This is a genomic window from Mesorhizobium sp. M0208 (assembly GCF_040322015.1).
Classification (GTDB): Bacteria; Pseudomonadota; Alphaproteobacteria; order Rhizobiales; family Rhizobiaceae; genus Mesorhizobium.
Genome location: NZ_JAMYSP010000020.1, coordinates 1 through 25,150 on the forward strand (window position 1 = coordinate 1; position 25,150 = coordinate 25,150).

At 63.1% G+C, this 25,150-nt stretch carries 24 protein-coding genes and 1 pseudogene; 14 read left to right on the top strand and 11 right to left on the bottom strand.

Features of this window, described 5'->3' with window-relative positions; all coding sequences use genetic code 11:
• Window positions 1-214: 214 nt before the first annotated feature.
• The 3 genes from NKJ17_RS19880 to NKJ17_RS19890 all read right to left on the bottom strand — a co-directional run bounded on the left by NKJ17_RS19880 (window position 215) and on the right by NKJ17_RS19890 (window position 5,241).
• The gene (locus NKJ17_RS19880) at window positions 215-2,764 is read right to left on the bottom strand and encodes a mechanosensitive ion channel family protein (RefSeq protein ID WP_352689782.1); all 2,550 of its coding nucleotides are present in this window, start codon (window positions 2,762-2,764) and stop codon (window positions 215-217) included.
• Between the two features lie 102 nt (window positions 2,765-2,866).
• Entirely contained in the window at window positions 2,867-3,871 is a 1,005-nt protein-coding gene (locus NKJ17_RS19885) for a cytochrome d ubiquinol oxidase subunit II (RefSeq protein ID WP_352689783.1), read from the bottom strand.
• A complete protein-coding gene (locus tag NKJ17_RS19890; RefSeq protein ID WP_352689784.1) occupies window positions 3,868-5,241 on the bottom strand; it encodes a cytochrome ubiquinol oxidase subunit I in 1,374 nt (457 codons plus the stop codon). Before NKJ17_RS19890 ends, NKJ17_RS19885 begins: the two co-directional genes overlap by 4 nt.
• A 263-nt stretch (window positions 5,242-5,504) precedes the next feature.
• On the opposite strand from NKJ17_RS19890, the gene NKJ17_RS19895 reads away from it, so the two are divergent.
• The 4 genes from NKJ17_RS19895 (at window position 5,505) to NKJ17_RS19910 (ending at window position 8,510) form a co-directional block, all read left to right on the top strand.
• Complete coding sequence (locus NKJ17_RS19895; RefSeq protein ID WP_352509392.1) at window positions 5,505-6,431, top strand: ABC transporter ATP-binding protein; 927 nt, start codon at window positions 5,505-5,507, stop codon at window positions 6,429-6,431.
• Window positions 6,432-6,445: 14 nt separating this feature from the next.
• Window positions 6,446-7,207, top strand: coding sequence for an ABC transporter permease (locus NKJ17_RS19900; RefSeq protein ID WP_352509411.1), 762 nt, complete (start codon window positions 6,446-6,448; stop codon window positions 7,205-7,207).
• A 134-nt stretch (window positions 7,208-7,341) separates the two neighbouring features.
• The gene (locus tag NKJ17_RS19905; RefSeq protein ID WP_352509394.1) at window positions 7,342-7,830 is read left to right on the top strand and encodes a MarR family winged helix-turn-helix transcriptional regulator; all 489 of its coding nucleotides are present in this window, start codon (window positions 7,342-7,344) and stop codon (window positions 7,828-7,830) included.
• Window positions 7,830-8,510: a GNAT family N-acetyltransferase gene (locus tag NKJ17_RS19910; protein WP_352509395.1), complete on the top strand. Its 681-nt coding sequence runs from the start codon at window positions 7,830-7,832 to the stop codon at window positions 8,508-8,510. Before NKJ17_RS19905 ends, NKJ17_RS19910 begins: the two co-directional genes overlap by 1 nt.
• A gap of 104 nt (window positions 8,511-8,614) precedes the next feature.
• Here the strand turns inward: NKJ17_RS19910 and NKJ17_RS19915 are convergent, their stop codons facing one another.
• Window positions 8,615-10,621 (bottom strand): PhoX family protein, encoded by a 2,007-nt coding sequence (locus NKJ17_RS19915; protein WP_254818037.1) that lies wholly within the window; start codon window positions 10,619-10,621, stop codon window positions 8,615-8,617.
• A 202-nt stretch (window positions 10,622-10,823) separates the two neighbouring features.
• Here NKJ17_RS19915 and NKJ17_RS19920 point away from each other — a divergent pair, with 202 nt between their 5' ends.
• From NKJ17_RS19920 to NKJ17_RS19935, 4 genes are all read left to right on the top strand, one after another.
• Window positions 10,824-11,162 carry a hypothetical protein gene (locus tag NKJ17_RS19920; protein ID WP_023679017.1) on the top strand — a complete coding sequence of 113 codons (339 nt, stop codon included), beginning with the start codon at window positions 10,824-10,826 and terminating at the stop codon, window positions 11,160-11,162.
• Window positions 11,163-11,176: 14 nt separating this feature from the next.
• On the top strand, window positions 11,177-11,878 hold the full coding sequence (locus tag NKJ17_RS19925; RefSeq protein WP_352509397.1) for a phosphatase PAP2 family protein: 702 nt from the start codon (window positions 11,177-11,179) through the stop codon (window positions 11,876-11,878).
• 314 nt (window positions 11,879-12,192) lie between these two features.
• Window positions 12,193-12,462 (top strand): helix-turn-helix domain-containing protein, encoded by a 270-nt coding sequence (locus NKJ17_RS19930; RefSeq protein ID WP_352509399.1) that lies wholly within the window; start codon window positions 12,193-12,195, stop codon window positions 12,460-12,462.
• 180 nt (window positions 12,463-12,642) lie between these two features.
• Window positions 12,643-14,355, top strand: a complete 1,713-nt coding sequence (locus tag NKJ17_RS19935) for a SulP family inorganic anion transporter (protein WP_352509400.1) — start codon at window positions 12,643-12,645, stop codon at window positions 14,353-14,355.
• A gap of 16 nt (window positions 14,356-14,371) precedes the next feature.
• On the opposite strand, the gene NKJ17_RS19940 is transcribed toward NKJ17_RS19935, so the two are convergent.
• Window positions 14,372-15,232, bottom strand: coding sequence for an SMP-30/gluconolactonase/LRE family protein (locus NKJ17_RS19940; RefSeq protein WP_352509402.1), 861 nt, complete (start codon window positions 15,230-15,232; stop codon window positions 14,372-14,374).
• 115 nt (window positions 15,233-15,347) lie between these two features.
• Here NKJ17_RS19940 and NKJ17_RS19945 point away from each other — a divergent pair, with 115 nt between their 5' ends.
• A complete protein-coding gene (locus tag NKJ17_RS19945) occupies window positions 15,348-16,148 on the top strand; it encodes a helix-turn-helix domain-containing protein (protein ID WP_352509404.1) in 801 nt (266 codons plus the stop codon).
• On the opposite strand, the pseudogene NKJ17_RS19950 reads toward NKJ17_RS19945, so the two are convergent.
• From NKJ17_RS19950 to NKJ17_RS19960, 3 genes and pseudogenes are all read right to left on the bottom strand, one after another.
• Window positions 16,145-16,342: pseudogene (locus NKJ17_RS19950) on the bottom strand (hypothetical protein); the annotation flags it as partial. The gene NKJ17_RS19945 and the pseudogene NKJ17_RS19950 sit on opposite strands and share 4 nt — an antisense overlap.
• Window positions 16,343-16,475: 133 nt before the next feature.
• A complete protein-coding gene (locus NKJ17_RS19955; RefSeq protein WP_352509405.1) occupies window positions 16,476-17,420 on the bottom strand; it encodes a CHAD domain-containing protein in 945 nt (314 codons plus the stop codon).
• Window positions 17,417-17,890, bottom strand: coding sequence for a CYTH domain-containing protein (locus NKJ17_RS19960; protein WP_352509406.1), 474 nt, complete (start codon window positions 17,888-17,890; stop codon window positions 17,417-17,419). The genes NKJ17_RS19955 and NKJ17_RS19960 overlap by 4 nt, the downstream gene beginning before the upstream one ends.
• A gap of 88 nt (window positions 17,891-17,978) precedes the next feature.
• Between NKJ17_RS19960 and NKJ17_RS19965 the strand changes: the two genes are divergently transcribed.
• Genes NKJ17_RS19965 through NKJ17_RS19980 form a run of 4 tightly spaced genes read left to right on the top strand, consistent with a single transcriptional unit; the run spans window position 17,979 to window position 21,707 of the window.
• Window positions 17,979-18,695 carry a CerR family C-terminal domain-containing protein gene (locus NKJ17_RS19965; protein ID WP_352509412.1) on the top strand — a complete coding sequence of 239 codons (717 nt, stop codon included), beginning with the start codon at window positions 17,979-17,981 and terminating at the stop codon, window positions 18,693-18,695.
• A complete protein-coding gene (locus NKJ17_RS19970; RefSeq protein WP_254818028.1) occupies window positions 18,692-19,645 on the top strand; it encodes an HlyD family secretion protein in 954 nt (317 codons plus the stop codon). The genes NKJ17_RS19965 and NKJ17_RS19970 overlap by 4 nt, the downstream gene beginning before the upstream one ends.
• The gene (locus NKJ17_RS19975; protein ID WP_352509476.1) at window positions 19,642-20,562 is read left to right on the top strand and encodes an ABC transporter ATP-binding protein; all 921 of its coding nucleotides are present in this window, start codon (window positions 19,642-19,644) and stop codon (window positions 20,560-20,562) included. Before NKJ17_RS19970 ends, NKJ17_RS19975 begins: the two co-directional genes overlap by 4 nt.
• Window positions 20,563-20,570: 8 nt before the next feature.
• On the top strand, window positions 20,571-21,707 hold the full coding sequence (locus NKJ17_RS19980) for an ABC transporter permease (RefSeq protein WP_352509497.1): 1,137 nt from the start codon (window positions 20,571-20,573) through the stop codon (window positions 21,705-21,707).
• Window positions 21,708-21,742: 35 nt separating this feature from the next.
• Here the strand turns inward: NKJ17_RS19980 and NKJ17_RS19985 are convergent, their stop codons facing one another.
• The 3 genes from NKJ17_RS19985 to NKJ17_RS19995 all read right to left on the bottom strand — a co-directional run bounded on the left by NKJ17_RS19985 (window position 21,743) and on the right by NKJ17_RS19995 (window position 23,984).
• Entirely contained in the window at window positions 21,743-22,396 is a 654-nt protein-coding gene (locus NKJ17_RS19985; RefSeq protein WP_352509478.1) for a glutathione S-transferase family protein, read from the bottom strand.
• 92 nt (window positions 22,397-22,488) lie between these two features.
• A complete protein-coding gene (locus NKJ17_RS19990; protein WP_352509479.1) occupies window positions 22,489-23,466 on the bottom strand; it encodes a threonine/serine dehydratase family protein in 978 nt (325 codons plus the stop codon).
• 200 nt (window positions 23,467-23,666) lie between these two features.
• Entirely contained in the window at window positions 23,667-23,984 is a 318-nt protein-coding gene (locus tag NKJ17_RS19995; RefSeq protein WP_352509480.1) for a hypothetical protein, read from the bottom strand.
• A 179-nt stretch (window positions 23,985-24,163) separates the two neighbouring features.
• On the opposite strand from NKJ17_RS19995, the gene mbfA reads away from it, so the two are divergent.
• Window positions 24,164-25,147: an iron exporter MbfA gene (gene mbfA, locus NKJ17_RS20000; protein ID WP_254818023.1), complete on the top strand. Its 984-nt coding sequence runs from the start codon at window positions 24,164-24,166 to the stop codon at window positions 25,145-25,147.
• Window positions 25,148-25,150: the final 3 nt, after the last annotated feature.

The following is a 25,150-nucleotide window of genomic DNA, read 5'->3' on the forward strand; positions in this document are numbered from 1 at the left end:
AGCCAACGATAGGATGGCAAACTGTTCGCGATGTCCTCGCACAGCTGTTCGCGATGTCCCCGGTCCAAACAGGGGGGAGATCGGCTATCACCTCGACCTTCGCCAAATCTCCAACGTTCAGGACGAGCGGAGCGCTGAAACTGCTAATCTCCCCCCTTGCGGGGGAGATGGCCGGCAGGCCAGAGGGGGGTGCTGTCCCGCCAACGTCTCGAAACTACTCCCCCTTTTTCCAGGGCAGGCTCCAGCGCACTTTCTCCAGCGTCGCCCTTGCCTCGGCCGAGTCCGGGTCGGGCTCTGTCTCGCGATAATGCGCCGAGCCCTCAGGCGGGTAGTCAAGCGTGTTGTTGAGGGCGAATTTGTCGATCTGGCTGAAGTCGGGGAAAGGCAGATTTTGCGCCTCGCGCCAATCGCCGACCCTTTTCTCCGCGGCGATGCGTTTTTCGTCGTCGACCGGAAGGTCGGTGGCTCTGTATTCCAGTGACGAAGGGAAGGCGAACTGTGCGCCGGCATCATCCATGACGTTGATCATGGATAACAGGATGTCCTCGCGGATGGCTTGAAAATCGGCCACGTCGGCGGTTTTGATATAAGTGAACACGTCGATATCGAGCGAATAGGCGCCGTAGCCGGCAAAGCGCACGCGGCACGGCTCATCGATAACGCGCGGATGGGCAATCAGCAGCTTGCGCAGCTCGGCCAGGACGTAACGCAGCTGATCGGGCGTCGTTTCGTAGCGCAGCTGCAGCGTCGTCGCGAACCGGGTGCGGTCGCGATGGGCGTAGTTCTCGATCTGCATGCCGGCGAAATCCGAGTTCGGCACCGAGATGATGGTGCGGTCGAGCGACCTGATGCGCGTCGAGCGCATGCCGATATGCTCGATTGTGCCGGACTGGTCGCCGAACTTGCAGAAGTCGCCTACGCTTACCGGCCGGTCGGCATAGAGCGTCAGGCCGGAGAGGAAGTTCTGCAGCGTCGGCTGCGCGGCCAGCGCCACCGCCAGACCGCCGATGCCGAGACCGGCGATGACGCCTTCGTATGGGATGGCGAGCACTTCGGCCAACAGCAGGAAGGCGACGACGAGCACGGCGACGCGCGCGACGCCGGTGGACAGCGAAATCAGCGTGTCGTGATAGCCGGGCACTTGCCACAGTCCGCGATAGTGTTCGGCGACCTTGCCAATCAGATGCCAGACCACCGGCACGGCGCCGATCACGATCAGGCTCCAGGCGATTGCCTTGACCGGGGCGGCGACCACTTGTGGCAGACCGAGCGGGCGCAGCGTCAACAGCAGGAAGAAGCCAAGCACGATCGAGCGCACCGCCCATTCGACGATGCGGAAGAAGGCCGGGCTGTCCGTCCTTCGCACAAACAAGGAAATCAGCGCATTGGCGATGAAGCCGAAGACGATGCCGGCCAGTGCGGCAAGGCCGAGCATCCACCATTGCCAGTGCTCCATCGGGCCGGCGCGGGTGAGCAGGCCGGGGCTGATCTCGCGGGCGAGGCCACGGGCGATAAAGAACGGGTCGGTGCTGGCGAAGGCGGCGAATTCCGGCGCCACCGGCACGTCTTCGACGTCGGCGTAGAGCGCGCGGATGTGGGCGAGCGTCTCGGGCGTGAACTGCCAGATCTTGCGCTTGCCGGTGCCGTCGGGGTCGGTCTCGACCGGGCCGATGACGATGTTGCCGGCGGGATGCTCGAAATAGACGAAGGGGGTGTTGCTCTTCGGATCGTCGGGGATCTCCTGCCAATAGACGTAGCCGATGCGGTCGATGACCTTTTTGAGATAGCGCTCGAGCAGGAACGCCTCGTCGCCGCGCACGGCCTGACTGTAGTTGCGCAGGTCGAGCGCCGCCTGGGCCGGGTCGCCGGCTTCGGTGAGGCCGCTCAACAGTACCTTGAACGTGTCGCGCGGCGAGGCGAGCCTGCTCGGATCGTCGATCATGTCGACGGCTTCGCCACGCGCTTCCTGGAATTCGGCGAGCTTTGCCTGGAGCTCGCCAAGTGGCGGCCCCACGATGAACCAGTCGCCATTCCTGCGGCGAAATGTGACGTCGAAGGAGACCCTGGTGCCGTATTGCGGCAGCGTCGCCGTCACCTCGTCGCTGGAAATAATGTCATGCGGCAGGCTCCACAGACGGAACGTCGCGTTGTCGATGACGGTGAACAGCAGCTTGGTGTAATCGGGCATGTTGAGGCCGCCGCGGTCGGCCTCGGTGACGTCGACGAGACCGGCCGCCAGGCCGGCAAGACCCATGCCGCCGCCGGTGGCGCGCGGGACATTGTCGGCGCCGCTCTCGTTCATCGTCTGCAGGAACGAGCGCATGGTGCTCATCGGGCTCGACTGGTCGACACGCACGTCCTCGACGGCGCTGACGCGCACACCTGTCCACCATTCGGCGGTGGCGGCATCGAAGCGGCCCATGAAGCTGCCGCCGTCAGGCGACTGGACGAAGGTGAAGGCGCCCTGGCGGTCGCCTTCGAACCAGTGGCCGACAAGCTTGTCGCCTTCGGCCTTGGCCTCGATACGGCCGTTATAAAGCGGGTACACGCCCTTTACGTCGGCGCCGGTCTGCTCGAACTTGATCTGGGCGCCGCCGCCGCGCCACTTCGTGTCCCACACGCCGGTCCAGTTGGCCGCGTCCTGGGCATGCGCCTGCGGCATGGCCGGCAGCAGGCCGGCAAGCGCGAGTGCGCCGATCAGCGCGACCGTCCGGATCAGCAAAAGCAGCAGCCGATCCTGTCCTGCCGCAGAAAAGGGGTTCATTCTGTTGCCCTTCTTCTTGCCGGCGATTCTGCTGGGCCGGCCAGAGAAGGTTATTCCGCTTGAAGATGAATATTCTGTTTCAGGCTGCGACGGCGATGCCGGTCAGTCATAGGTCAGATCCGTCGCCTTGCCGGCGAACACCCGGTAGGCAAAGAACGAATAGAAGATGATGATCGGCAGCACGACGGCCGTGCCGACCAGGATGACGGCCAGGCTTTCGGGTGCCGAAGCAGCCTGCCAGATGGTCAGCCGGTCGGGCACCACGAAGGGGTAGAACGACCAGGCGAGGCCGGCAAAGCCGAGCGTGAAGATCGCGGCCAATGTCAGGAACGGGAGCAGCGCGTGGCGGTCGCCGGGTTTCGGCAGATGGAAGGTCTGGCGCCACAGCCACAGGAACAGCACTGCCGACAGGATCGGCAGCGGTGACAAATAGAGCATGGCCGGCCAGACGAACCATTTGTCGAAGATGCGCGCGCTGGCAAAGGGCGTGGCCAGCGATACCGCGACCATGCCGAGCGCGGTCAGCACCAGCGCCGTGCGCAGCCACAGCACCGCCTTCTTCTGCAGATCGCCTTCGGTCTTATAGATGACCCAGGCCGCGCCCATTGCCGCGTAGGCCGCGGCAAGGCAGAGCGCCACCAGCGCGCCGAACGCCATGCCGCCAGGGCCGACGTCGAGGCCGAGCACATAGACGCCGAGCATATAACCTTGCGCCAGCGAAGCGACGACCGAGCCCAGGAAGAAGATGCGGTTCCAGCGGTGCTTCCTGCCGGCCGGCACCTTGGCGCGGAAATCGAAGGCGACGCCGCGCAGGATCAAGCCGACCAGCAGCACGAAAACCGGAGTGTAGAGCGCGGTCAGAATGGTGCCGTGCGCCAGCGGGAAGGCGACCAGCAGCAGGCCGACCGCCAGCACCAGCCAGGTCTCGTTGGCGTCCCAGAACGGGCCGATGGCGGCGATCATCGTATCCTGTTCGGTGCCTTCGGCTGCGGCGAACAGGATGCCAATGCCGAGATCGAAGCCGTCGAGGATGACGTAGATCAGGATGGCGAGGCCCATCAGGCCGGCGAAGATCAGAGGCAGCAGGGTCGGCCAGTCGACGCTCATGATGTTTCTCCCGGTTGCGCAACCGGCTGCGACAGCGGCATGTTCATGACACCCGGCAGCGGCGAGGTGTCACCATCCTTCGCCGCCTTCAATGCCAGATGCACCAACACGCCGAGATAGGCGATCAGTAGCAGCACGTAGAGGCTGAGATAGACCGCGAGCGACAGCGCGACATGGCTGCCGGCGACCGGCCCGACAGCATCGGCGGTACGCAGCACGCCGGTGACCAGCCAGGGCTGGCGGCCGATCTCGGTGGTGTACCAGCCGGCCAGCGTCGCCAGCCAGCCGGACAGCGCCATCGGCACCATGACGAGCGCCAGCGGCTTGGGGAGGCTATGGCGGCGCTTGAGGAAAAAGGCCGCCGACCAGGAGACGGCGAGCATAAGGAGGCCTGTGCCGACCATGATGCGAAAGCCCCAGAACACCGGAAATACCGGCGGATGGTTGCCGGCATAATCGTTCAGCCCCGGCACGACGCCGCCGGCGCTGTGCCTGAGGATGAGGCTGGCGCCGTCGGGAATGGTGAGTTCGAACCTGTTCTCGCTCGCCGCTTCATCGGGAAGCGCAAACAGCACCAGCGGCACGTTGGGGCCGGTGTTCCAGTTGGCCTCCATGGCGGCGATCTTCTGCGGCTGGTGTACGAGCGTGTTGAGGCCGTGCTGGTCGCCTGCGAAGATCTGGATCGGGATCAGGATCGCGGCGGTGAAGACGCCGGTGCGCAGCGCCTTCCACATCGATTCCGAACGATCGCCGTAGAGATAGCGCAGCGCCGACAGGCCGGCGATCAGGAACGAGACGGTCAGCCCCGAAGCAAGCAGCATATGGACGAGCCGGTAGGGCATGGACGGATTGAAGACAACGGCCCACCAGTCGGTGGCGTGCGCTACACCATCGCGCATCTCGAAGCCGGCCGGCGTCTGCATCCACGAATTGAGTGCGATGATCCAGAAGGCGGACAAGGTGGTGCCGCCGGCCACCAGCACCGTCGCCAGCGTATGGACGCGGTTCGAGACGCGGCGGAAGCCGAACAGCATGATGCCGAGGAACGCCGCCTCGAGGAAAAAGGCGGTCAGGATCTCGTAGGCCAGCAGCGGGCCGGCAATGTTGCCGACCGTCTCCATATAGCCCGGCCAGTTGGTGCCGAACTGAAAACTCATGGTGACGCCGGAAACCACACCCATGGCGAAGGACAGCGCGAATACCTTAACCCAGGTGAAATAAGCGCGCATCCAGGCCGAATCGCCTGTCGCGTTGTAGCGGAGCTTGAAGAACAGCAGCACCCAGCCGAGCGCGATGGTGATCGCCGGGAACAGGATGTGGAACGAAATGTTCGCGCCGAACTGAATGCGCGACAGAATGAGCGGGTCCATGGCGGCTCCGGCTGCTGCTTGTTTGTACAAGGATAGGCTTCATGCGCGGGACGGTCAAAGCGGCGTCCCGCCGCGAGGCGGAACGCCGCAGTGTCGGTGAATCTGTTTTTGCATGGAATTTGGCTGGACGACCTGGCAGGTGTCGCCTATTCCGGCAAACCTCGATGTCCAGAACTGTCAGGAGCGGCATTGACATCCGGATTTGCGAACCGACATTCAGCGGATTAAATCAACAACTCTGTTTCAAGCAGCCGTTTTCAGCCATGCAGCCGATCATCTCGATTTCCGGGGTCACCAAGACCTACGCCACCGGCTTCAAGGCGCTGAAGGAGATCAATCTCGATATAGTGCGCGGCGAGATCTTTGCGCTGCTCGGTCCGAACGGCGCCGGCAAGACGACGCTGATCTCGATCGTCTGCGGCATCGTCAACCGTTCGTCGGGTTCCGTCACCGTCGACGGCCATGACATCAACCGCGACTACCGCGCGGCGCGCAGCTTGATCGGGCTGGTTCCGCAGGAACTGACCATCGACGCCTTCGAGAGCGTGTGGGCGACGGTCAATTATAGCCGCGGCCTGTTCGGCAAACCGGCGGACAAGGCGTTCGTCGAAAAAGTGCTGCGCGACCTGTCGCTCTGGGACAAGAAGGACGCCAAGGCGATCACGCTGTCCGGCGGCATGAAGCGCCGGCTGATGATTGCCAAGGCGTTGTCGCACGAGCCGCGCATCCTGTTCCTCGACGAACCGACGGCAGGCGTCGATGTCGAGCTGCGCCAGGACATGTGGGCTATGGTGCGCCGGCTGCGCGAAGACGGCGTCACCATCATCCTGACCACGCACTACATCGAAGAAGCGGAGGCGATGGCCGACCGCGTCGGCGTCATCAACCGCGGCGAGATCGTGCTGGTCGAGGACAAGGCCGAGCTGATGCGCAAGCTCGGCCGCAAGCGGCTTGTGCTGGAACTGCGCAGTCCCCTGGCCACCGTTCCCGACGCCTTTTCGCGCTACGCGCTGGAGCTTTCGCCGGATGGCGGGCAGCTGACCTATACTTATGACAACCAGAGCGAACGGCCGGGCGTCGCCTCGTTGATCCGCGAGCTCGAGGCGGCCGGCATCCAGTTCCGCGACATCGACACGGAAAACAGCTCGCTCGAGGAGATCTTCGTCAATCTGGTGAGGAAACCGGCATGAACCCGCGCGCGGTCATGAACCTTCATGCGGTATGGGCGATCTATCGGGTGGAGATGGCGCGCGCCCTTCGCACGGTGCTGCAGAGCATTGTTTCGCCGGTCATTTCGACGTCGCTCTATTTCGTCGTCTTCGGCTCGGCCATCGGCTCACGCATCACCGAGATCGACGGCATCAGCTACGGCGCCTTCATCGTGCCGGGGCTGATCATGCTGTCGCTGCTGACGCAGTCGATCTCCAACGCTTCTTTCGCCATCTATTTTCCGAAATTCGTCGGCTCGATCTACGAATTGCTGTCGGCACCTGTGTCCTATCTGGAGATCGTCATCGCCTATGTCGGGGGTGCGGCGACAAAGTCGATCGTGCTTGGCCTGATCATCCTGGCGACGGCCTCGCTGTTCGTGCCGCTTCACATCGAGCATCCGTTCTGGATGCTCGCCTTCCTGGTGCTGACGGCGGTGACCTTCAGCCTGTTCGGCTTCATCATCGGCATCTGGGCGAAGAGCTTCGAGCAGCTGCAGCTGGTGCCGCTGCTGATCATCACGCCGCTGACCTTCCTCGGCGGCAGCTTCTATTCGATCAACATGCTGCCGGGCATCTGGCGCACGGTGACGCTGTTCAACCCGGTCGTCTACCTGGTCAGTGGCTTCCGCTGGAGTTTTTACGGCAAGTCCGACGTTTCGGTCGGCGTCAGCCTCGGCATGACGGTTGTTTTCCTGCTCGTCTGCATAGCAATCGTCGCCTGGATCTTCAGGACCGGCTACCGGCTGCGCAACTGATCGACTGGCCTGCCAGGCAAAGCAGCCTTATCAGTCAACGGAAACAGCGCTGAGTGCAGCCCTTGCGACGATGCCCTTGATCTTCATGTTTTGTTATATATCATGTTATTGTTTTTCGCGAGACGGATTGGTTTATGGAAGACATCATACGATCGCTTGGCTTCTTGTGCCTGGGCAGCAGGATGAAGCGTATAGGCGAGCAACTGCAAGCGGAGGCGCAGCGCCTGCTCGACCGGCTGGATGTTCCGGTTCAGGCGAGCCAGTACCCACTGCTGGCCGCGCTCGACAGGCTGGGCCCGCTGCCTGTCGGGGAACTGGCGCAATCGCTCGGCATCGCGCAGCCAGGTATAACGCGAAGCGTCTCGCTTCTGGCCGGACTGGGATTGCTCGAGGTCAGTCAGTCGACCGATGACCAGCGGCGCAGGATTGTCTCTCTCACTCGGGACGGCCGGCGGCTGGTCGATGTCGCAAAGCGCGAGGTCTGGCCGCGCATCGAAAACGCCGTTGCGGATTTGTGCGCGGATCTTTCGGGGCCGCTTCTTGAGCAGCTGACCGCCATCGAGGACGGCCTCGCCGCGGCTCCTCTCGACCGTCGAGTGAAAAATCCGGAGGGCGCGGCGTAATGAGACACCTGCTCGACCGCCCTATCTGGAGCGCACTTCAGACGCGACATCGGGCGTTCGCGCAAGGTAATGACCTCGCCAGGCAGTATCGGCCGTCGATCGTTCCATTCGCCGCCACTGGCGCCGACGACGCGGAAAGCCTGCGGACGCTCGAACAGCTTGTCTCCGCGGGCGAGAGTGTCATTCTGCTTCAGTCGGACGCCATTGCTCTGCCCGCGGGGCTTTTTGCGACTTCGACCGCAGCCGGGGTTCAAATGATTGCCGAGCGGCCGTTGCAAACCGTGTCTGACCAACGTGTGCAACATCTGACCCGAGACGATGCGGCTGAGATGCTCGCCCTGGCATTGCTCACCAAGCCTGGCCCATTCACGCTCGAAGCCTTGAGCCTGGGCGATTTTTGGGGCGTGAAAATCGAGGGCAGACTTGTGGCAATGGCCGGCGAGCGCATGAAGCAACCTGGCTATACCGAACTCAGCGGGGTGTGCTCACATCCGGAATTTCGCGGCGGTGGCCTAGGCAAGCTGCTGTCCCTGTTCGTGGCAAACCGGATAGTGGCGCGCGGCGAAGTTCCCTATCTCCACGCCTATGCCAGCAACGCCACGGCCATCAGACTATACGAGTCCATTGGCTTCAGGTTGCGAAGCACAATGAATGTGGCCGTGGTTCAGCGCACCGAATGATTAGTCGGCGCATGATGCGCAGCATGGATGCATCCCATATCAGGAAAGGAAGGATTTCGCATCCACCGAAATCCTTCCTCGAGACTGCAAGGCCTTCCTGCGTCTCAGACCGCGATCTTGCCGCCGCCTTGCCTGGTGATGGCAACGACCGCCGGGCGCACCGGCATGTCCGGCTTGAAGTCAGGCCAGCGGGTCGACAAATCCTCATAATAGGAGGGACGCCCAAAAGCCTCCCAGTCCTCGCCACCGTCGCCTGGATGCTGGACGGCAACGAAAGCAGTCTGGTCGTCCGGCGCAAACAGGGGACCACACATTTCGGCGCCGATCGGCACACGGAAGAACAGCTTTGAGGTCGCCCGCGCCGGGCCTTCCGTGTCGACCGCCCACAGGCCGTCGGTGCGGCCTGTGGCCTTCGGGCCCTGGCCGTCGGTAGCAACCCAGAGGCGGCCGGCCGAATCGACCGCGCAATTGTCCGGCATGCCGAACCAGCCATTGGCAGTGGTTGCGGTGGAGAAGGTGGCGCCGATTTCGGCCACGGCGGGATCGCCGCATTTCAGCAGGATTTCCCACTTGCCCTTGGTCGCAGCGAAATCACCGCCATCCTCGACGATCTCAATGATATGGCCAAAGGCGTTTTCGGCGCGCGGATTGGCGGCGTCGACCTGGTCGGCCTTGCGCTTCGAATTGTTGGTCAGCATGACATAGACCTTGCCATTGGCGGCATTGGGCTGGATGTCTTCCGGGCGGTCCATCTTGGTGGCGCCAAGCAGGTCGGCGGCACGGCGCGTCTCGATCAGCACGTCGGCCTGGCTGGCAAAGCCGTTTGCCGCTGTCAGCGGTCCCTGGCCGAAGACGATCGGCAGCCATTCGATTGAACCGTCCTCGGCGAACTTGGCGACATGCAAGGTGCCGTCGTCGAGCAAATTCATGTTGGCGGCGCGATCGTCCGGATTGAACTTGCCTGTGGTGACGAACTTATAGACATAGTCGAAGCGCTCGTCGTCGCCGAGGTAGAAGACGACACGGCCATCCTTGGCGACGATCGATTCTGCGCCCTCATGCTTGAAGCGGCCCATGGCGGTGCGCTTCCTCGGCACCGACGTCGGATCCTGGACGTCGACCTCGACGATCCAGCCGAAGCGGTTCGGCTCGTTCGGCTCCTTGCCGATATCGAAACGGTCGTGATGCGCCGCCCATTCATAGGCGCCTTCGGGAATGCCGAGGCGCTTGTAATTGGCCGCCTCGTTATGGCTCTGCGGCAGCTCGCCCGAGAAATAGCCGTGGATGTTCTCCTCGGCCATGACATAGGTGCCCCACGGCGTGACGCCGCCGGCGCAGTTGTTGAGGGTGCCGATGACCTTCGTGCCGCTCGGGTCGGCGCTGGTCTTGACGCGGTCGTGGCCGGCGACGGGACCCGACAGTGCCATCTCGGTGTTGGAGGTGATGCGGCGGTTGAGCTTGCCGTCGCGCACGACCTGCCATTTGCCGGCTTCTTTGCGGATCTCGACAATGGTGCCGCCATGCGCGGCCATCTCGACATCGACTTGCTCCTTGCTGAGGGGCGCCTGCTTGGCTTTGCCATCGACGATGGTGACGAGGCCCGGGAACATCAGATGCGGATTGGTGTATTCGTGGTTGACGACCAGCAGGCCATGCTCGGCCGAGCCGCCGATCGGGATATAACCGACATAGTCGTTGTTGTAGCCGAATTGTCTGGCCTGGGCTTCCGCCGACTGTTTTGTCGGATCGAATTCCGGCGAATCGGCGAACAGGGGATCGCCCCAGCGCAGCAGCACGTCGGCGTCATAGCCAGGTGCGACGTGATGCTTGTCGTCGATGCCGGCCTCGAGCTCGTCGAAAGCGAAAGCGGAGCCTTCGGCGGCGCGGGCGTTGTCGGCGGCGATCAGCGCCAGCGGGCTAACGGTAGCGGCTATGGCCGAGACGGCAAGCGAGCCCTTGAGGAAGCCGCGGCGCGAGAACCGCGCGGCGATGATCTCACCCATGGTGCGGTTGTCGGTGGGATTGGCTCCTGGCCCATCGTTTTCCTCGAGCAGGCTGGTGCGGAAATGGGCGTCAGGGGTGCGATGTTCGGTCGAGCGCTGTTCAGTCATGGGGGCCTGCCTCTGGCTGGATGGATTGCTGGAGCGTGTTGCCTGGCCAATCCGGTATTACCGGCAGGTCACAGTTTGATGACATGCCGGCTAATTGCCACCTGCGATTTCGTATCCAACATCAGCCCCGCTTGACCGCGACCGGCGCTTCGGAAACAAGAGCTGCGGCAGGCGCGTAGGGACCGCATCGGGAGGAACAAAAGTGAGTTTCTGGGGACTTGGGCAGCTCTGCGTTTCGACGGTGATCTTTCTGCTGGCGGCCATGGCCGCAAAACAGTGGGGGCTGGCGCCGAGCCTCGGCAAGATCGTGCTGACGTTGGCGCTCTATTCGCTGGGCAATCTGATCATGCTGAGGCTGATCCGTGAATTCGGCATGTCGGTGTCGTTCAGCCTGTCGGCGGTGATCCAGCTGGTGTCGGTGAATGTGGTGGCGCTGGTCTTCTTCGGCGAGCGCGTCAATGCCTTGCAGGCAACCGGCATTGTGCTTGCCATCGCAGCTGTGGCGCTGATCACGCTCGGGCCCTATCTGCAAAGGCTGTAGCTGCGATCGGGCCGATGAAGAAGATTGCAAGCAGACTGCGCAACTGGCTGGAGTTCCCGGTTCTGCTGGCCGGGCTGGTCATTGCCGGCGGGCTGTGGGGGTTCGAAGAACTGATGGAGCTGGCGCGGGCGACCACGCCGCATGCCTTCGACACCGAAATCCTGCTTGCCTTCCGCAAGGCCGGCCAGCCCGACAATCCGATCGGACCGGCGTGGCTGGAAGGAGCGATGCGCGACGTCACCAGCCTCGGCAGCGCCAGCGTACTGGTGCTGATCACGGCAGCAATGATCGTCTATCTGCTCCTTATCCGCAGGCCAGGCGCGGCGCTTCTCATGTTCGTCGCAGTGGCGGGCGGCCAGCTCCTGTCAAGCGTGCTGAAATTCGATATCGACCGGCCGCGCCCCGATCTGGTCTCGCATCTCGCCGATGTGGCATCGCTTTCGTTTCCGAGCGGCCACGCCATGCTGTCGGCGGTGACGTATTTGACGCTGGGCAGCATGGCGGCACGGTTTTTGCCCGGGCGCACAACGAAGATCTATGTGCTCGTGCTGGCGGTGCTGACGACGGTGCTGGTCGGCATCAGCCGCATCTATCTCGGCGTCCACTGGCCGTCCGACGTGCTGGCCGGCTGGTGCGCCGGCTTTGCCTGGGCGATGCTGTGCTGGCTGGCGGCACGATTGCTGCAGCGATGGCTAGGGCGGGCCGACGGCACCTGACGTCGGCCGGACTACTTCAAATCAGCCTGTTGATCAGGCCATGTCCGCAGCCTGCCAGCAGGAAAACCATCGACAGCAAGACTGTCGAGGTCGCCAACGCTTTGAATGTCTTCACCTGCTCATCCCTTTTAAGGTCGTACCTGTGAAATCGGTACCGCAACGGATGTCCCGCCTAACGATGTCGAGGTTTGTAGCATGCCAGCGCACCGGCTGGCAAAGACTGTTGCATGTTTCACATATGCAAGATGATGTTTGACCCATCATTATGAAGGTATTATACGTGATACTGCAGAACTCAGACGGGGTTTTGACCGATGATCACTGCCGCGCAGATGCGTGCCGCGAGGGCGCTGGCCGGCATCGATCAGAAGACCCTCGCCGAGCGCGCCGGGGTTTCGCTTCCAACCATTCAGCGCATGGAAGCGAGCGACGGCGTGGTCCGGGGCGTGGTCGATACGCTGATGAGGGTCATCCAGGCCCTTGAAGAGGCCGGGGTCGAGCTGATCGGCGAGAACCAGGCGAGCGAGCGTGGCGGCAGGGGCGTTCGCCTCAAGCCTGTCACGCCGCAGAACCCGCAAGGCTGACGCTACTGCCGCATCGCCGAAAATCAAATTCGATTTTCGGATAGTCCGATGCGCGGGTCAAAAGTGTTGGGGCGTATCTGTGCGCCTATTTGGACGCACGCCGCTCCAAGTCGCGACGGCGACCGCCGACAGTCCTGCCGACGATCCCGCCGCTCCTTGGTTTCATGCGGAAGGCACTCGATGGATCAGACGCAGCGGGCAGTGCATCAACCGGCGCGGCCGACATTTTCCGAACTGTTCACCCCGAAGCTGGTGACGGTGCTGCGCGAGGGCTACACGCTCACGCATTTCAAGGCGGATGCCATCGCCGGGCTGACTGTCGCCATCGTTGCGCTGCCGTTGTCGATGGCAATTGCCATTGCTTCAGGCGTGACGCCGGAGCGCGGGCTCTACACCTCGATCATTGGCGGATTCCTGGTCTCGGCGCTTGGCGGCAGCCGTTTCCAGATCGGCGGCCCGGCCGGCGCCTTCGTTGTGCTTGTGGCGGCGACGGTGGCGCGGGTTGGCGTCGACGGCTTGCTGCTGGCGACGATGATGGCCGGCGTGTTCCTGCTTGCCATCGGCTATCTCAGACTTGGCACCTACATCAAATTCATCCCCTACCCGGTGACCGTCGGCTTCACCGCCGGCATCGCTGTCATCATCTTCTCCGGCCAGATCGTCGAACTGTTCGGGCTGAAGCTCGCCGGCAAGGAGCCAGGGCCGCTGGTGCCGAAGCTGATGGCCATCGGCGAAGCGGCCGGAACAATCAACCTCGCCGCAACTGCGGTGGCGGCACTGACCATCATCACCATTGCGATGTTGAAGCGGTTTCGGCCGAAGTGGCCGGCTATGCTGATTGCCATCGGACTGGCATCCCTCGTCGTCGCATTGCTCGCCATGCCGGCCGAGACGATCGGCACGCGCTTCGGCGGCATCCCGCGCAGCCTGCAATGGCCGGCCTTCCCGCCGCTCAGCCTCGACAGGATAATCGACGTGCTGCCGGACGCCATCGCCTTTGCGCTGCTCGGGGCGATCGAATCGCTGCTGTCGGCCGTCGTCGCCGACGGCATGACCGGAAGGCGGCATCGCTCCAATTGCGAGTTGGTGGCGCAAGGCTTCGCCAATATCGCCTCCGCCTTGTTCGGCGGCATATGCACCACTGGCACCATTGCCCGCACCGCGACCAATGTACGGGCCGGCGCGCATGGACCGGTCTCAGGCATGATGCACTCGGCCATTCTGCTTGCTCTGATGCTGGCGGCGGCACCGCTGGCCAGCTATATCCCGCTTGCAGCACTTGCCGGCGTGCTGGCGGTGGTGTGCTGGAACATGTTCGAGAAACAGGCCTTCGCCACCTTGCTGCGCGCCTCGCGCGGCGATGCGCTGGTACTGATGGCGACGTTCCTGATCGTCATCTTCCGCGACCTGACCGAAGGCATCGTCGTCGGCTTCGCGCTAGGCTCGATCCTGTTCATCGACCGCATGGCCAAGAGCATCGCGGTGGAGGCGGACCATCAATCCTTGGTGCAGGAAGACGTCGCCGACCGAGCCAGCGCTTATGATTCCAGCGAGGCGAGCGATGCCGACACCGTGGTCTACCGGATATCGGGCGCCTTTTTCTTCGGCGCCGCCTCGACCGTCGGCACGGTGCTGGACCGCATCGCCGACCAGCGCAAGAACTTCATCCTCGACTGTTCGGCGGTGCCGTTCTTCGATTCGACGGCGGCCAATGTCATCGAGGGCGCGGCCCACAAGGCCAAGCGCGCCGGCGTTCGCTTTATTATCTCAGGCGCTTCACCGCAGACACGCCGCATGCTGATCAACCACGGTGTCAAGCGGCCGCTGGTGACTTATGCCGCATCGATCACGGATGCGCGGGCGCAGCTGAAGAAAGCCGCGCCCGCCGCCTGAGCTGGCAACTGCCGGCTTAGTCGAGGCCCAACGCTGAGACCTCGCCCTCGTTCATCAGCGGCACGAAGATTGTCGACTTGCCATCTGTGCCGATATCGGCGCTGCCCGGCTTGAACGTCGCAACCACTTGCGGCGTACCGCCGGCTTTGTAGCGGTAGAGCGTGCCGGTCATATAGGCAGTGGCGTAGATGCTGCCGCCGATGGCAACGACGCCATCGAGGTTGGCAAAGTTTTCCGCGCCAGCCAGAGGCGAAACGGCCTTGGTGGCGAGATCGACCGAGAGCAGGCCGCCCGGCTCCGCGGTGCTGAAGTCGGGCTTGATGCCCTTGCCCCACGAAGCGACGATCAGCCGGCCGCCATCGGCGAAGATGCCATTCGGCGAAGCGAGCGCCGCATCCTTGATGAACAGTTCGAGCCGGTCGCCGTCGATGCGATAGATCGTATCGGCAAGCATATCCGTGACGTAGACCTTGCCGGATGCATCAGCGGTCATGTCGTTGAGAAAGACAGCGTTCGGCACGTCGATCGTCGACGCTAGCTTGCCGCTTTGGAGATCGACGACGCGCACATGGGTGATGTCGGCGACGTAGAGTTTGCCGCCGGCAATCGCCATGCCCTTGGGCGCGTCCATGCCGTCGGTCCAGTGTTGTGTGACCAGCTTGCCGTCCATCGACAGAACCGACAGATAGCCGTTGCCGTCGGCTTCGCCGGGATTGCCGACGATGTTCGAGACGATAACGCGCTGGCCGGCGGCGTCGAACAGCGCCGATTCAGGTTGCTCGAGGCCGCTGGCGCGCCAGAGTTCAGCGGCCTGAACTGCCGGCGCAGTCGCGATGCCGAAGATGGCGAGAAGTATCGGTGTGAAGAGGCTTTTCATGGCTAGTCTCCTGTAATGGACTGGCGGAGAGCTAGGCCTTTCGATACTTTCCGGGAAGATCTATCGGGACTAGTACCGAAGGTTGATACCAAATCGTGCAAAAGAGGTGCATCCCGTGAACGGCCTGATCTTCGACGCGCTGAAGCGGACGCTGAAGGCCAAGGGCGTGACCTACCGCGTCCTTGCCGAGCGAATGGGCGTTTCCGAGCCGACGGTGAAGCGCATCTTCCACGAGCGCAACTGCAAGCTCGACCGGCTGATGGAGATCTGCGCTGCCGCCGGCGTGGAGTTGGAGAACGTGCTCGGCTCTATGAACAGAGGACCAGGACCTGCCAACCACGTCGCGCCGGAGATCGAGCGCAAGCTCGCCGGCCGGCCGGCACTGCTGTTCATCTTCGTCATGCTTTCGGAAAAATTTACGCCCGAAGGCATCATGCGCTCACAGGGGTTGAGCGAGGCTTCGATGTTCCTCTATCTGCGAGACCTCGAGGAGTTGGGGCTGGTCGCGCTCGGTCGCGGCCTGTCGGCCAGGCTGCTGGTCGAGACGCCAATCCAGTGGAATTTCGACGGGCCATTGCGGCCACTGTTCGAGGTGACCAACAAGAACTTCATCGGCTGGGCCATCACGCATCTGGAGCGCGAGGCGACATTCGTCAGCTTCTCCAGGCGGATGCGGCCCGAGACGGCGGAAATGGTCAGGCGGGAGGCGGAGGAACTGGCCGAGCGCGCCAAATTGCTTGCGCATCACGATCAGCACACGACGCCGGAAGACGGGTTGGTCGGCTACAAATGGACCTTCGCTTTCGGCGCGACGCCATTCCCGGCGATCATGCCGATCGGACCGCATCCGCGCGACGCCGGCGCGCGGACACCCGGCCGGGCCGCCGCAAAGACACGACGGCCGCTGCCGGCCTAGCCGCCACTCTGAACCCTTGTTTCGGCGTTGGTAATCCAGGGCTTGTCGTCCCAAATCATCTGCCGGTAGTCGAAACCATATTCGACGGTCGGCTTGCTGATGCGGAAATAGGGCGACAGGTCGAAGTCGCGCGGCGTGTCGAGCGAGTGATGGCGGATGTGCAGAATTTCCCTGCGCGAATAGCGTCCGACGGCGTGTAAGGCTCGTAGCCGGACGATTCCTCCTGCAGCCGGCCGGCAAGCCAGCGGCCAAGTCGGTCCAGAAGCGTGTCGCCGGGCTCGGTCATGCCAGACGGCGATTATCACAGGGCGGCAAATTACACCATGATCAGCCCACGCCAGGCGCGCCGGCGTCTTCGTGCGATACCGCTGTGAGATCGTCGCGCACCTTGCGGGCAAGCTTCCTTGTCGAGCGCTTCGGACGGTCGCCGAAAAGCTCGGCCGCCTCGGCGAGGCAGGTTTTTTTCAGGCTCTTTTCCGAGCGCTTCAGCAGCTTGGCAAGCAACCGCGTGTCCTCAGGGGGACCGAGCGGCTGGTCCTCGGCATCGAGAAGCGCGCGCATGACGAACACGTCGTGCAGTTCGCCGAGCCGCTCGCCCAATTCATCGACGGCCTTGCGCCGGGCCTTGATCGGCGTCGGCCACAGCCGGCCGAGCAGCGACAGGTGCATGCCATGCGTCTTGGCCGCCTTGCGCAGGTCGTGAAAGTCATCGGCTTCGCCGCGCGAAGCCGCCTTGTCCAGCGCTTTCCTGGCGCGGCGCAAAGTGGCGCGCGCGCCTTCGGCGAGCACGTCGGCAGCCTGCTCCGGCTGGTCGGGCAGAGCGAGCTTGTCGATCCGGCCGACACCTTCCTCGCAAGCGGCGATCGCCGCGCCTATCGCAGCATCGAGGCCTGCTCCGCCATGCAGTTCATGAAGGCGCGCGACGAGCCGGTCGCGAACGGCATCGAGGCCACCGCCGGCACTTTGCTCGGGAAAGCTTGCCGCTAGCCGGTCGATTGTTTCCACCAGTGCGGTCGCCTCGCGCGGGCCGGCAAGCAGGGCCGCCACCTGGCGGTAGCATTGATTCTCAGTCACGCAGAATGTTTCGTCTCCGGAACGGACAAGGCGCAGCAAGGCGCGGACATTCTTCAGCCGTTTGCGACAGTTGTGCAGCCCCTGTTCGGGCCTGTCACGCGCGGCGTCCAGATGGACAAGCGCCTTGCCGATCTCCTCGGCGAGAATGCGTCTGATCTCGCCGGTCAGCGAGATGTGCGGATCGATACGAAAGCTCATGCGACGATCTCCGCAATCCCCCCAAGGGCGAGCGACGCGTTGTAAAATCTCGGCTCGCCGGTGACTTCACGGCCGAGCCAATCTGGCAGCATTTCGTCCGGTACATCCTCCGGCGTCTCGAGCTCGGCGATCACCAACCCCGCAAGCGTCCCGCCGAAGACATCGACTTCGTAGAGATAGCCGCGGTGTCTAACATGATGGCGTGTCTTCTCGATGACATGTCCGATGGCAAAGGCCTGCATCTCCTGCGCCTCCGCCAAAGGCATCGGATATTCGAATTCATCGCGTTGGCGTGCCTGGCTGCCGAACTTGAGCGTCAGCTTGGCGGCGGCATCATTGCTGATGCGCACACGCACCGTACGGCTGGGTTCGGCGAGAAGGTAGAATTGACGGATATGAGTGTCCGCCTCGACCATTGCCCGCCATTCCTCACCTGAGACCAGGAATTTACGCTCGATTTCCTTGCCCATGGCCACGCACTAGAGCGCGCACGGCCAGAGTTGGCAAGCCGCTTGATCGCAGTTGACTTTAATCATTCGATTGATTAAATTGTCGATGATGATCAAATCGCCCAGCGCCAGCAGCCTTCCTCATGAGGGGCCCAAGACCGCCGCAGACATGACGCGGACGGCACTCGTGCGCGCGGCGCTGAAGCTGTTCGGACGCCAGGGTTTCGACGGAACGTCGACGCGCCAGATCGCGGCTGAGGCCAAGGCCAATATCGGCTCGATCGCCTATCATTTCGGCGGCAAGGAAGGGCTCCGCAACGCGGCAGCCGACTACATCGTCGACACCATCCAGACCGTTGCCGGCCAGGCGATCGGCAATCTGCAGGCGCCGGTCGCAGCATTGGCGGACACCGAGGCCGCGCGGGCACATTTAGCCGTCGCACTGGAGCGGATGGTCGCCTTCATCGCGGCAAGGCCGGAAGCCGGCGAGATTGTACAGTTCGTCCTGCGCGAGCTGTCGCATCCTACCGCGGCGCTCGACCGTATCTATGACGGCGTGTTCGAACCGGCGCATCACCGCCTCTGCCTGATCTGGGAACAGGCGACAGGCGAGCCGGCCGAGAGCGAGCGCACAAAACTCACCGTATTCACGCTGATCGGGCAGGTCGTCTATTTCCGCATCGGCCGCGAGGCGGTTATGCGCCGGATGGGCTGGCGCAAGATCGGCGATGATGAGGCCGGCAAGATCGCGGCAACAATAACCGACAATCTCAGCGCGATTTTAGCTCGGCGCGATTTGGCTGTCCGGAAGGATCGTGGATCATGAGCCTGCTCTGTTCTTTGCCGCTTGCCGCCCAGCTTTTCAGCGCCTGCGCGCCGGCAGCACCGCTCGCCGTCGGCTACGTCGAGGGCGACTACGTCCTGCTCGCGCCGATCGAGGTGGCGCAGGTCGAGACGATTGCGGTCAAGCGCGGCGACCGCGTCGCGCCCGGCACGCCGGTGGTGACGTTGGAAAACGCCGACGCCAAGATCGCCATCGCACAAGCCGAGGCGGCCCTTGCGCAGGCCCAGGCGCAACTTGCCGACCTGCAGGTCGGCAAGCGGCCGGAAGAGATTGCGGTGCTCAAGGCGCAGGTCGACATGGCCAAGGCGCAAGCCGCCGACGCCAAACGCCGTTACATCCGCGCCAGCGATCTGTTCAAACGCGGCACCGGCACGCAGGCCGACTACGACACGGCTTCCGCGACGCTGGAGACGGCCAACGCGCAGGTCGGCCAGGCGGAGGCCAATCTCGCCGTCGGCGGGCTGCCCGCACGGCCCGAGACGATCAAGGCCGCCGACAATCAGGTCAGGCAGGCGCAGTCGGCGCTGGAGCAAGCGCAATGGCGACTGTCGAAGCGCGTGCTGACGGCGCCCTCGCCCGGCCGGGTCAACGATGTCATCCGCTATCCAGGCGACACGGCCGGGCCGACCGCGCCGGTCATCTCCATACTGCCGGATGGCGCGGTGAAGCTCAGCGTCTATGTGCCGGAAAGCGCGTTCTCCTCGGTCGATGTCGGCACGCTGCTCAATGTCCATTGCGACGGTTGCGGAGCGGGCGTGAAGGCTCGCGTCAGCTACGTGTCGCCGGATCCGGAATTCACGCCGCCGGTGATCTACTCGCTCGAGACCCGGCAAAAGCTGGTCTATCTGGTCGAAGCGCGGCCGGAGGGCGACGCCAGCGCATTGCAGCCCGGGCAGATCGTCGACGTCGATCTGGCGGACATCGGAAAATGAACGTCATCGACCTGCACGGCCTGGTCAAGCGCTTCGGCGACAAGACCGTCGTCGACCATGTGACGATGACGGTGGCCGAGGGCGAGATCGTCGGCTTCCTCGGGCCGAACGGCTCAGGCAAGACGACGACCATCCGCATCATGTGCGGCTTGCTGACGCCGGATGAGGGCGAAGGCACGGTTCTGGGCTTCGACATCCGCACCGACAGCCTGCGGATCAAGCGCGAAGTCGGCTACATGACGCAGAGATTCTCGTTCTACGAAGACCTCACGATCGGCGAGAATCTCGAATTCGTGGCACGGCTTTACCGGCTGAAGCCGCTCGACGGGCATGTGGCTAAGACGCTTGAGGAGCTCGGCCTGACATCGCGCAAGAACCAGCTGGCCGGTACGCTGTCCGGCGGCTGGAAGCAGCGGCTGGCGCTGGCCGCCTGCATCATGCACAAGCCGAAACTGCTGCTGCTCGACGAGCCGACGGCGGGCGTCGATCCGAAGGCCAGACGCGAATTCTGGGACGAGATCCACCGGCTGGCGAGCGGCGGCCTGACCGTGCTGGTCTCCACCCATTACATGGACGAAGCCGAGCGCTGCCACCGCATCAGCTACATCTCCTACGGCAAGATGCTGGCCACTGGCACGGTCGAGGACGTGGTGAGGAATGCCGGGCTGACCACCTTCGTCCTGCAAGGGCCACGGCTCGATAAGGTCGCGGCCGCACTTCATGGCCGCCACGGCGTCGACCAGGTGGCGCCGTTCGGGGCGACGCTGCATGTCGTCGGTTCCGACAGGAAGGCGCTTCAGGCAGCGCTCGCCGATGTCGAGAAAGAGCACAAGGGCGTCACGGTATCGCCCGGCGAGACCAGCCTGGAGGATGTGTTCATCCAGTTCATGTCCGGTTCGAAGGACAACATGGGATGAAGAACGGGATAAACAGCATCTTTTCCTTCGCCAGGCTAGGCGCTCTGCTGATCAAGGAGTTCATCCAGATGCGGCGCGACCGCATCACCTTCGCCATGATGCTCGGCGTGCCGCTGATGCAGCTGGTGCTGTTCGGCTATGCCATCAACAACGATCCGAAGAGCCTGCCGGCAGCACTGGTGGCGATGAGCAGCGATCCTTACACGCGGGCCATGGTTTCGGCGCTGCAGACCACCGGATATTACCGCTTCGACCATGTTGCGCAAAGTGCCGCCGAAGCCGAATTCCTGATGGCGCGCGGCGATGTCGCCTTCGTCGTCACCATTCCCGCCGATTTTGCCCGACGGGTCGAGCGCGGCGACAGCCCGCAGATCCTGATCGAGGCGGATGCAACCGACCCGGCCGTCGCCAGCGGCGCCATCTCGACGCTCGGCACCGTCGCCAACCAGGCGCTGCTCAGGGCACGCGGCATGCAGGAGACGGCGGCTGAAGCTGCCCGGGGCCAGCTCCAGGTGGTAGTACACCGGCGCTACAATCCGGAAGCCGTCTCGCAGTACAACATCGTGCCCGGTCTGCTCGGCGTCATCCTGCAGATGACGATGGTGATGATGACCTCGATCGCGCTGACGCGCGAGACCGAGCGCGGCACGATGGAGAACCTTCTGGCGATGCCGTCCAGCCCGCTCGAGATCATGCTGGGCAAGGTGCTGCCCTATCTGGCGGTCGGCGCCGTGCAGGTGTTGGTGGTGCTGGCGGCCTCGAAGCTTCTGTTTGCCATACCCTTCACCGGATCTATGTCGCTGCTGCTGACGGCGGTCCTGATCTTCGTCTTGGCGCTGGTACTGCTCGGCTACACGATTTCGACGATCGCCCGCACGCAGATGCAGGCCCTGCAGCTCACCTTCTTTTTCTTCCTGCCGTCGATCATGCTGTCCGGCTTCATGTTCCCCTATCGCGGCATGCCGGACTGGGCGCAAGATTTCGGCGAAGTGCTGCCGCTGACGCATTTCCTGCGCATTATCCGCGCGGTGATGCTGAAGGGCGCCGAGCTGCCGGCAGTGGCAACGGAGATCGGCTGGCTGGTGGTGTTCGTGGCGCTATTCGCCGGCATTGCGCTGGTGCGGTTCCGCCGGACGCTGGATTAGGGTCGACGCAATCAGCTTGCGCAAATGATCGAGAATCACACGGCCTTGGCCTGGCCCGGGACCGGTGTCAATTCAGGTGCATTGAGCCCTTCGAAGGGATCACGCCAGGCATCGATTTCTTCAAGCTGCCGATACCAGCGGCCGACAGAGGGATAATCATCGAGAGGCAATCGGGCGACGTCGTTGAAGGGCAGAAACGTCGCCATTCGAAAGTCGGCGTAGGAAACCGAATTTCCGACCAGCCATTCTCGCTGGGAAAGCTCGGCATCAAGTATTGCAGCGGCGGTACTGAAGTCCCTCAGGCCCTCCTCAACCCGTGCCTGATCGATCGGGCCGAGCCCATAGCGCTGTTTGGTCCCGCGTTCGAAATGCACGACATCGCAGGCTCTTGCGAGGTTCTCTTTGCCCCAACTCAGCCACCGGATCATCTCCGGCTCATCGTCGCCGGTGCGCCAAAAATGCGAATGCGTGTCGCGTGAAAGCCGGCAGGCTATGGCATCGGCCTCCCAGAGGCTTTTTCCCAAGTCCACAAGGATGGGCAATGAAAGATTTGGATTGAGCGGCCGAAAGCGCTCGGCCTGCCCCGGAGCGAAGGGGGAGGCGAATTCAAACTCGACCTTGGCATTGAGATAACGTGCCACGGCGACCGCGAGGCGAGGATTGGGATTGCGGCTGAAGAACAGTTTCATTGATCTCAGTCCTTGAATGGGACCGGTTCGACCGGACGCAACGGAGGCTCGAGCGCCTCGAACCGGCGCATGACCTGCAACTGATTGCTATCTTAGCTGGCAGCAATGATCTCGGCATAGGTGCTGAAATCGACATTGCCGCCGGACAGCACCACGGCCACGCATTTCCCGGTAAGGTCGATCTCGCCTGACGACAGCGCGGCCAAGCCGACGCAGCCGCCAGGTTCGACCACCAGCTTCAGGCAAGCCATCGCGTCGCGCGTCGCCTGAGCCACCGCCTTGTCGGAAACGGCGATGGCGCCCGCGAGATTCTTGCGGTTGATCTCGAAAGTGATCGCACCCGGCTCGGCGACGAGAAGGGCATCGCAGATCGAGGTGTGGCCGGGCGCGTTCGACACCCTGGCGCCTTGGATCAGCGAGCGGCGTGTGTCGTCGAAATGCTCGGGTTCCACAGCCCAGACGGCGGTGTCCGGCGAGGCGTCCTTGATCGCGATCGAAATGCCGCTGCTCAACCCGCCGCCGCCGCAGGGAACCACCACCGCATCGAGGCTGACGCCAAGCGCTTTTGCTTGGCGCATCAATTCGAGGCCGATCGTGCCCTGGCCGGCGATGATGGCCGGATCGTCGTAGGGCGGCACCAGGACCATGCCCTTTTCCACGTAAGAACGGACAACGGCAGTGCGATCGTCGCGGACCCGGTCGAAGGTGATCACTTCGGCGCCCATCTTCCTGACATTGCCGACCTTCATCGCCGGCGCATCGGCAGGCATGGCGATGATGGCCTTGACGCCGAACATCGCCGCTGCGGCGGCAACGCCTTGCGCGTGATTGCCCGACGAGAAGGCGACGACGCCGCGGGCGCGTTCTTCCGCCGAGAGCGAGGAGAGCCTGTTATAGGCACCGCGGAACTTGAACGAGCCGGTGCGCTGCAACGTCTCCGGCTTGAACAGGATCCTGGCGCCGAAGCGCTTGTTCAACTCCGGCGATTCGATCAGCGGCGTTTCGACGATCAGTCCGGACAATCGCGCTGCTGCGCTGTGAATATCGGCGATGCCGGGAGGGATGGTCATGGCTGGGGTCCTGCAAGAAATGAGACCGCCTATGGTGCACGGAAAGGGAGGCCGCGCACCAATAAAAAATGTGACCGTTACAAATCGACTTGGAGGCAGGAGTGGGGCGTGACTGTCACCCCCCGCCGCCTCCGCCCTCCGCTATGCATTCGTCACTTCAATCGACAAATCGTTGCCTGACCGGCATTGCCGGCCGCTCCTCATCCCAACAGCGTCTTTTTCCGTTTGGGGCCGCCCATCTTGCGCCAGGTGTTGAAGCGATGGGTGGCAGCAGCGAAGGAGATCTTCATCTGCTGAGCAACCGAATAGCGCGACTTACCCTCGTCGAACAGGCGATAGCAGCACTCGACGCCCTCCTCGGTCAACTTGCCGTCGGGAGCCTTGTTGTGTGGATTGGCGGGATCGAATTTTTCGACCTGCTGCTCGACCAGCCCTTTCAGGCGCTGCAAGTCCGCCTCGATGTTAGCGATCAGGTCGAGAACCGGCTTGGGGTCAAATGGCTGCTGTTGTTCCGGCATCTGCGGGTTCCTTTCTCTTGGTTCAGATTCGATCATATAGGTGAACGTTTGCCGATAGCAAACGATGCCTCGTTCGGTTTCGACGTCGATACTTTTGAGCAGATGAGTGGAGGGGCGCGATTGACCGAGGATGTGCGAAGCTCTAGTTTAGAACTATTCTAAACTGGGGTGAATTTCTCATGCTTTCCCGCGTTTTTGGCTTCGGCCGCCGTCCGTTTGAATCTCTCTCGGAGCAGGAGATCCTGGCGCTCGCAATCTCCTCCGAGGAGGATGACGGGCGCATCTATCGCGCCTATGCCGACGGGCTGGCGGAAAGCTTTCCGCAATCGGCCAAAGTGTTCGAGGAGATGGCGGAGGAAGAGGACGGCCATCGCGACGCGCTGATCGAGCTTTACCGCAAGCGTTTCGGCGAGCGCATACCGCTGATCCGGCGCGAGCATGTGAAGGGTTATTACGAGCGCAAGCCGGACTGGCTGGTGAGGCCGCTCGGTATCGATCATGTGCGCAGCCAAGCCGAGGCCATGGAGCGGCAGGCCTACCTGTTCTATATCGAGGCGGCCAAACGCACAGGCGATGCCTCGACGAGAAAGTTGCTCGACGATCTGGCGGTGGCCGAACAGGGCCACGAGACACTGGCGCAGCGGCTGGAGCAAAAGCATATATCGGGCGCGGTCAAGGACGAAGAGGCGGCGGCCGAGCAACGTCAGTTCATCCTGACCTACGTGCAGCCCGGGCTGGCCGGGCTGATGGATGGCTCGGTGTCGACGCTGGCGCCGATCTTTGCCGCGGCCTTTGCCACGCACGACACGTTCCAGACCTTTCTGGTCGGGCTTGCCGCCTCGATCGGCGCCGGTATCTCGATGGGATTCACCGAAGTGGCCTCCGACGACGGCAAGCTATCCGGCCGCGGCTCGCCGGTAAAACGCGGGCTGACCGTCGGCGTCATGACGACGCTGGGCGGGCTCGGGCACGCGCTGCCCTATCTCATCCCGCTTTTCTGGACGGCGACGATCGTCGCCGCGGTCGTGGTGTTCTTCGAACTTTGGACGATCGCCTTCGTACAGAACCGCTACATGCAGACGCCATTCTGGCGCGCCGCCTTCCAGGTGGTGCTGGGCGGCGCGCTGGTGTTTGCGGCAGGGGTGCTGATCGGGAATGCATAGCAG

Excerpts from the sequence above, each read along its gene's own strand:
- NKJ17_RS19880 (WP_352689782.1), bottom strand. The coding sequence starts at position 2,764 with ATGAACCCCTTTTCTGCGGCAGGACAGGATCGGCTGCTGCTTTTGCTG.
- NKJ17_RS19885 (WP_352689783.1), bottom strand. The coding sequence starts at position 3,871 with ATGAGCGTCGACTGGCCGACCCTGCTGCCTCTGATCTTCGCCGGCCTG.
- NKJ17_RS19890 (WP_352689784.1), bottom strand. The coding sequence starts at position 5,241 with ATGGACCCGCTCATTCTGTCGCGCATTCAGTTCGGCGCGAACATTTCG.
- NKJ17_RS19895 (WP_352509392.1), top strand. The coding sequence starts at position 5,505 with ATGCAGCCGATCATCTCGATTTCCGGGGTCACCAAGACCTACGCCACC.
- NKJ17_RS19900 (WP_352509411.1), top strand. The coding sequence starts at position 6,446 with ATGAACCTTCATGCGGTATGGGCGATCTATCGGGTGGAGATGGCGCGC.
- NKJ17_RS19905 (WP_352509394.1), top strand. The coding sequence starts at position 7,342 with ATGGAAGACATCATACGATCGCTTGGCTTCTTGTGCCTGGGCAGCAGG.
- NKJ17_RS19910 (WP_352509395.1), top strand. The coding sequence starts at position 7,830 with ATGAGACACCTGCTCGACCGCCCTATCTGGAGCGCACTTCAGACGCGA.
- NKJ17_RS19915 (WP_254818037.1), bottom strand. The coding sequence starts at position 10,621 with ATGACTGAACAGCGCTCGACCGAACATCGCACCCCTGACGCCCATTTC.
- NKJ17_RS19925 (WP_352509397.1), top strand. The coding sequence starts at position 11,177 with ATGAAGAAGATTGCAAGCAGACTGCGCAACTGGCTGGAGTTCCCGGTT.
- NKJ17_RS19930 (WP_352509399.1), top strand. The coding sequence starts at position 12,193 with ATGATCACTGCCGCGCAGATGCGTGCCGCGAGGGCGCTGGCCGGCATC.
- NKJ17_RS19935 (WP_352509400.1), top strand. The coding sequence starts at position 12,643 with ATGGATCAGACGCAGCGGGCAGTGCATCAACCGGCGCGGCCGACATTT.
- NKJ17_RS19940 (WP_352509402.1), bottom strand. The coding sequence starts at position 15,232 with ATGAAAAGCCTCTTCACACCGATACTTCTCGCCATCTTCGGCATCGCG.
- NKJ17_RS19955 (WP_352509405.1), bottom strand. The coding sequence starts at position 17,420 with ATGAGCTTTCGTATCGATCCGCACATCTCGCTGACCGGCGAGATCAGA.
- NKJ17_RS19960 (WP_352509406.1), bottom strand. The coding sequence starts at position 17,890 with ATGGGCAAGGAAATCGAGCGTAAATTCCTGGTCTCAGGTGAGGAATGG.
- NKJ17_RS19965 (WP_352509412.1), top strand. The coding sequence starts at position 17,979 with ATGATCAAATCGCCCAGCGCCAGCAGCCTTCCTCATGAGGGGCCCAAG.
- NKJ17_RS19970 (WP_254818028.1), top strand. The coding sequence starts at position 18,692 with ATGAGCCTGCTCTGTTCTTTGCCGCTTGCCGCCCAGCTTTTCAGCGCC.
- NKJ17_RS19975 (WP_352509476.1), top strand. The coding sequence starts at position 19,642 with ATGAACGTCATCGACCTGCACGGCCTGGTCAAGCGCTTCGGCGACAAG.
- NKJ17_RS19985 (WP_352509478.1), bottom strand. The coding sequence starts at position 22,396 with ATGAAACTGTTCTTCAGCCGCAATCCCAATCCTCGCCTCGCGGTCGCC.
- NKJ17_RS19990 (WP_352509479.1), bottom strand. The coding sequence starts at position 23,466 with ATGACCATCCCTCCCGGCATCGCCGATATTCACAGCGCAGCAGCGCGA.
- NKJ17_RS19995 (WP_352509480.1), bottom strand. The coding sequence starts at position 23,984 with ATGCCGGAACAACAGCAGCCATTTGACCCCAAGCCGGTTCTCGACCTG.
- mbfA (WP_254818023.1), top strand. The coding sequence starts at position 24,164 with ATGCTTTCCCGCGTTTTTGGCTTCGGCCGCCGTCCGTTTGAATCTCTC.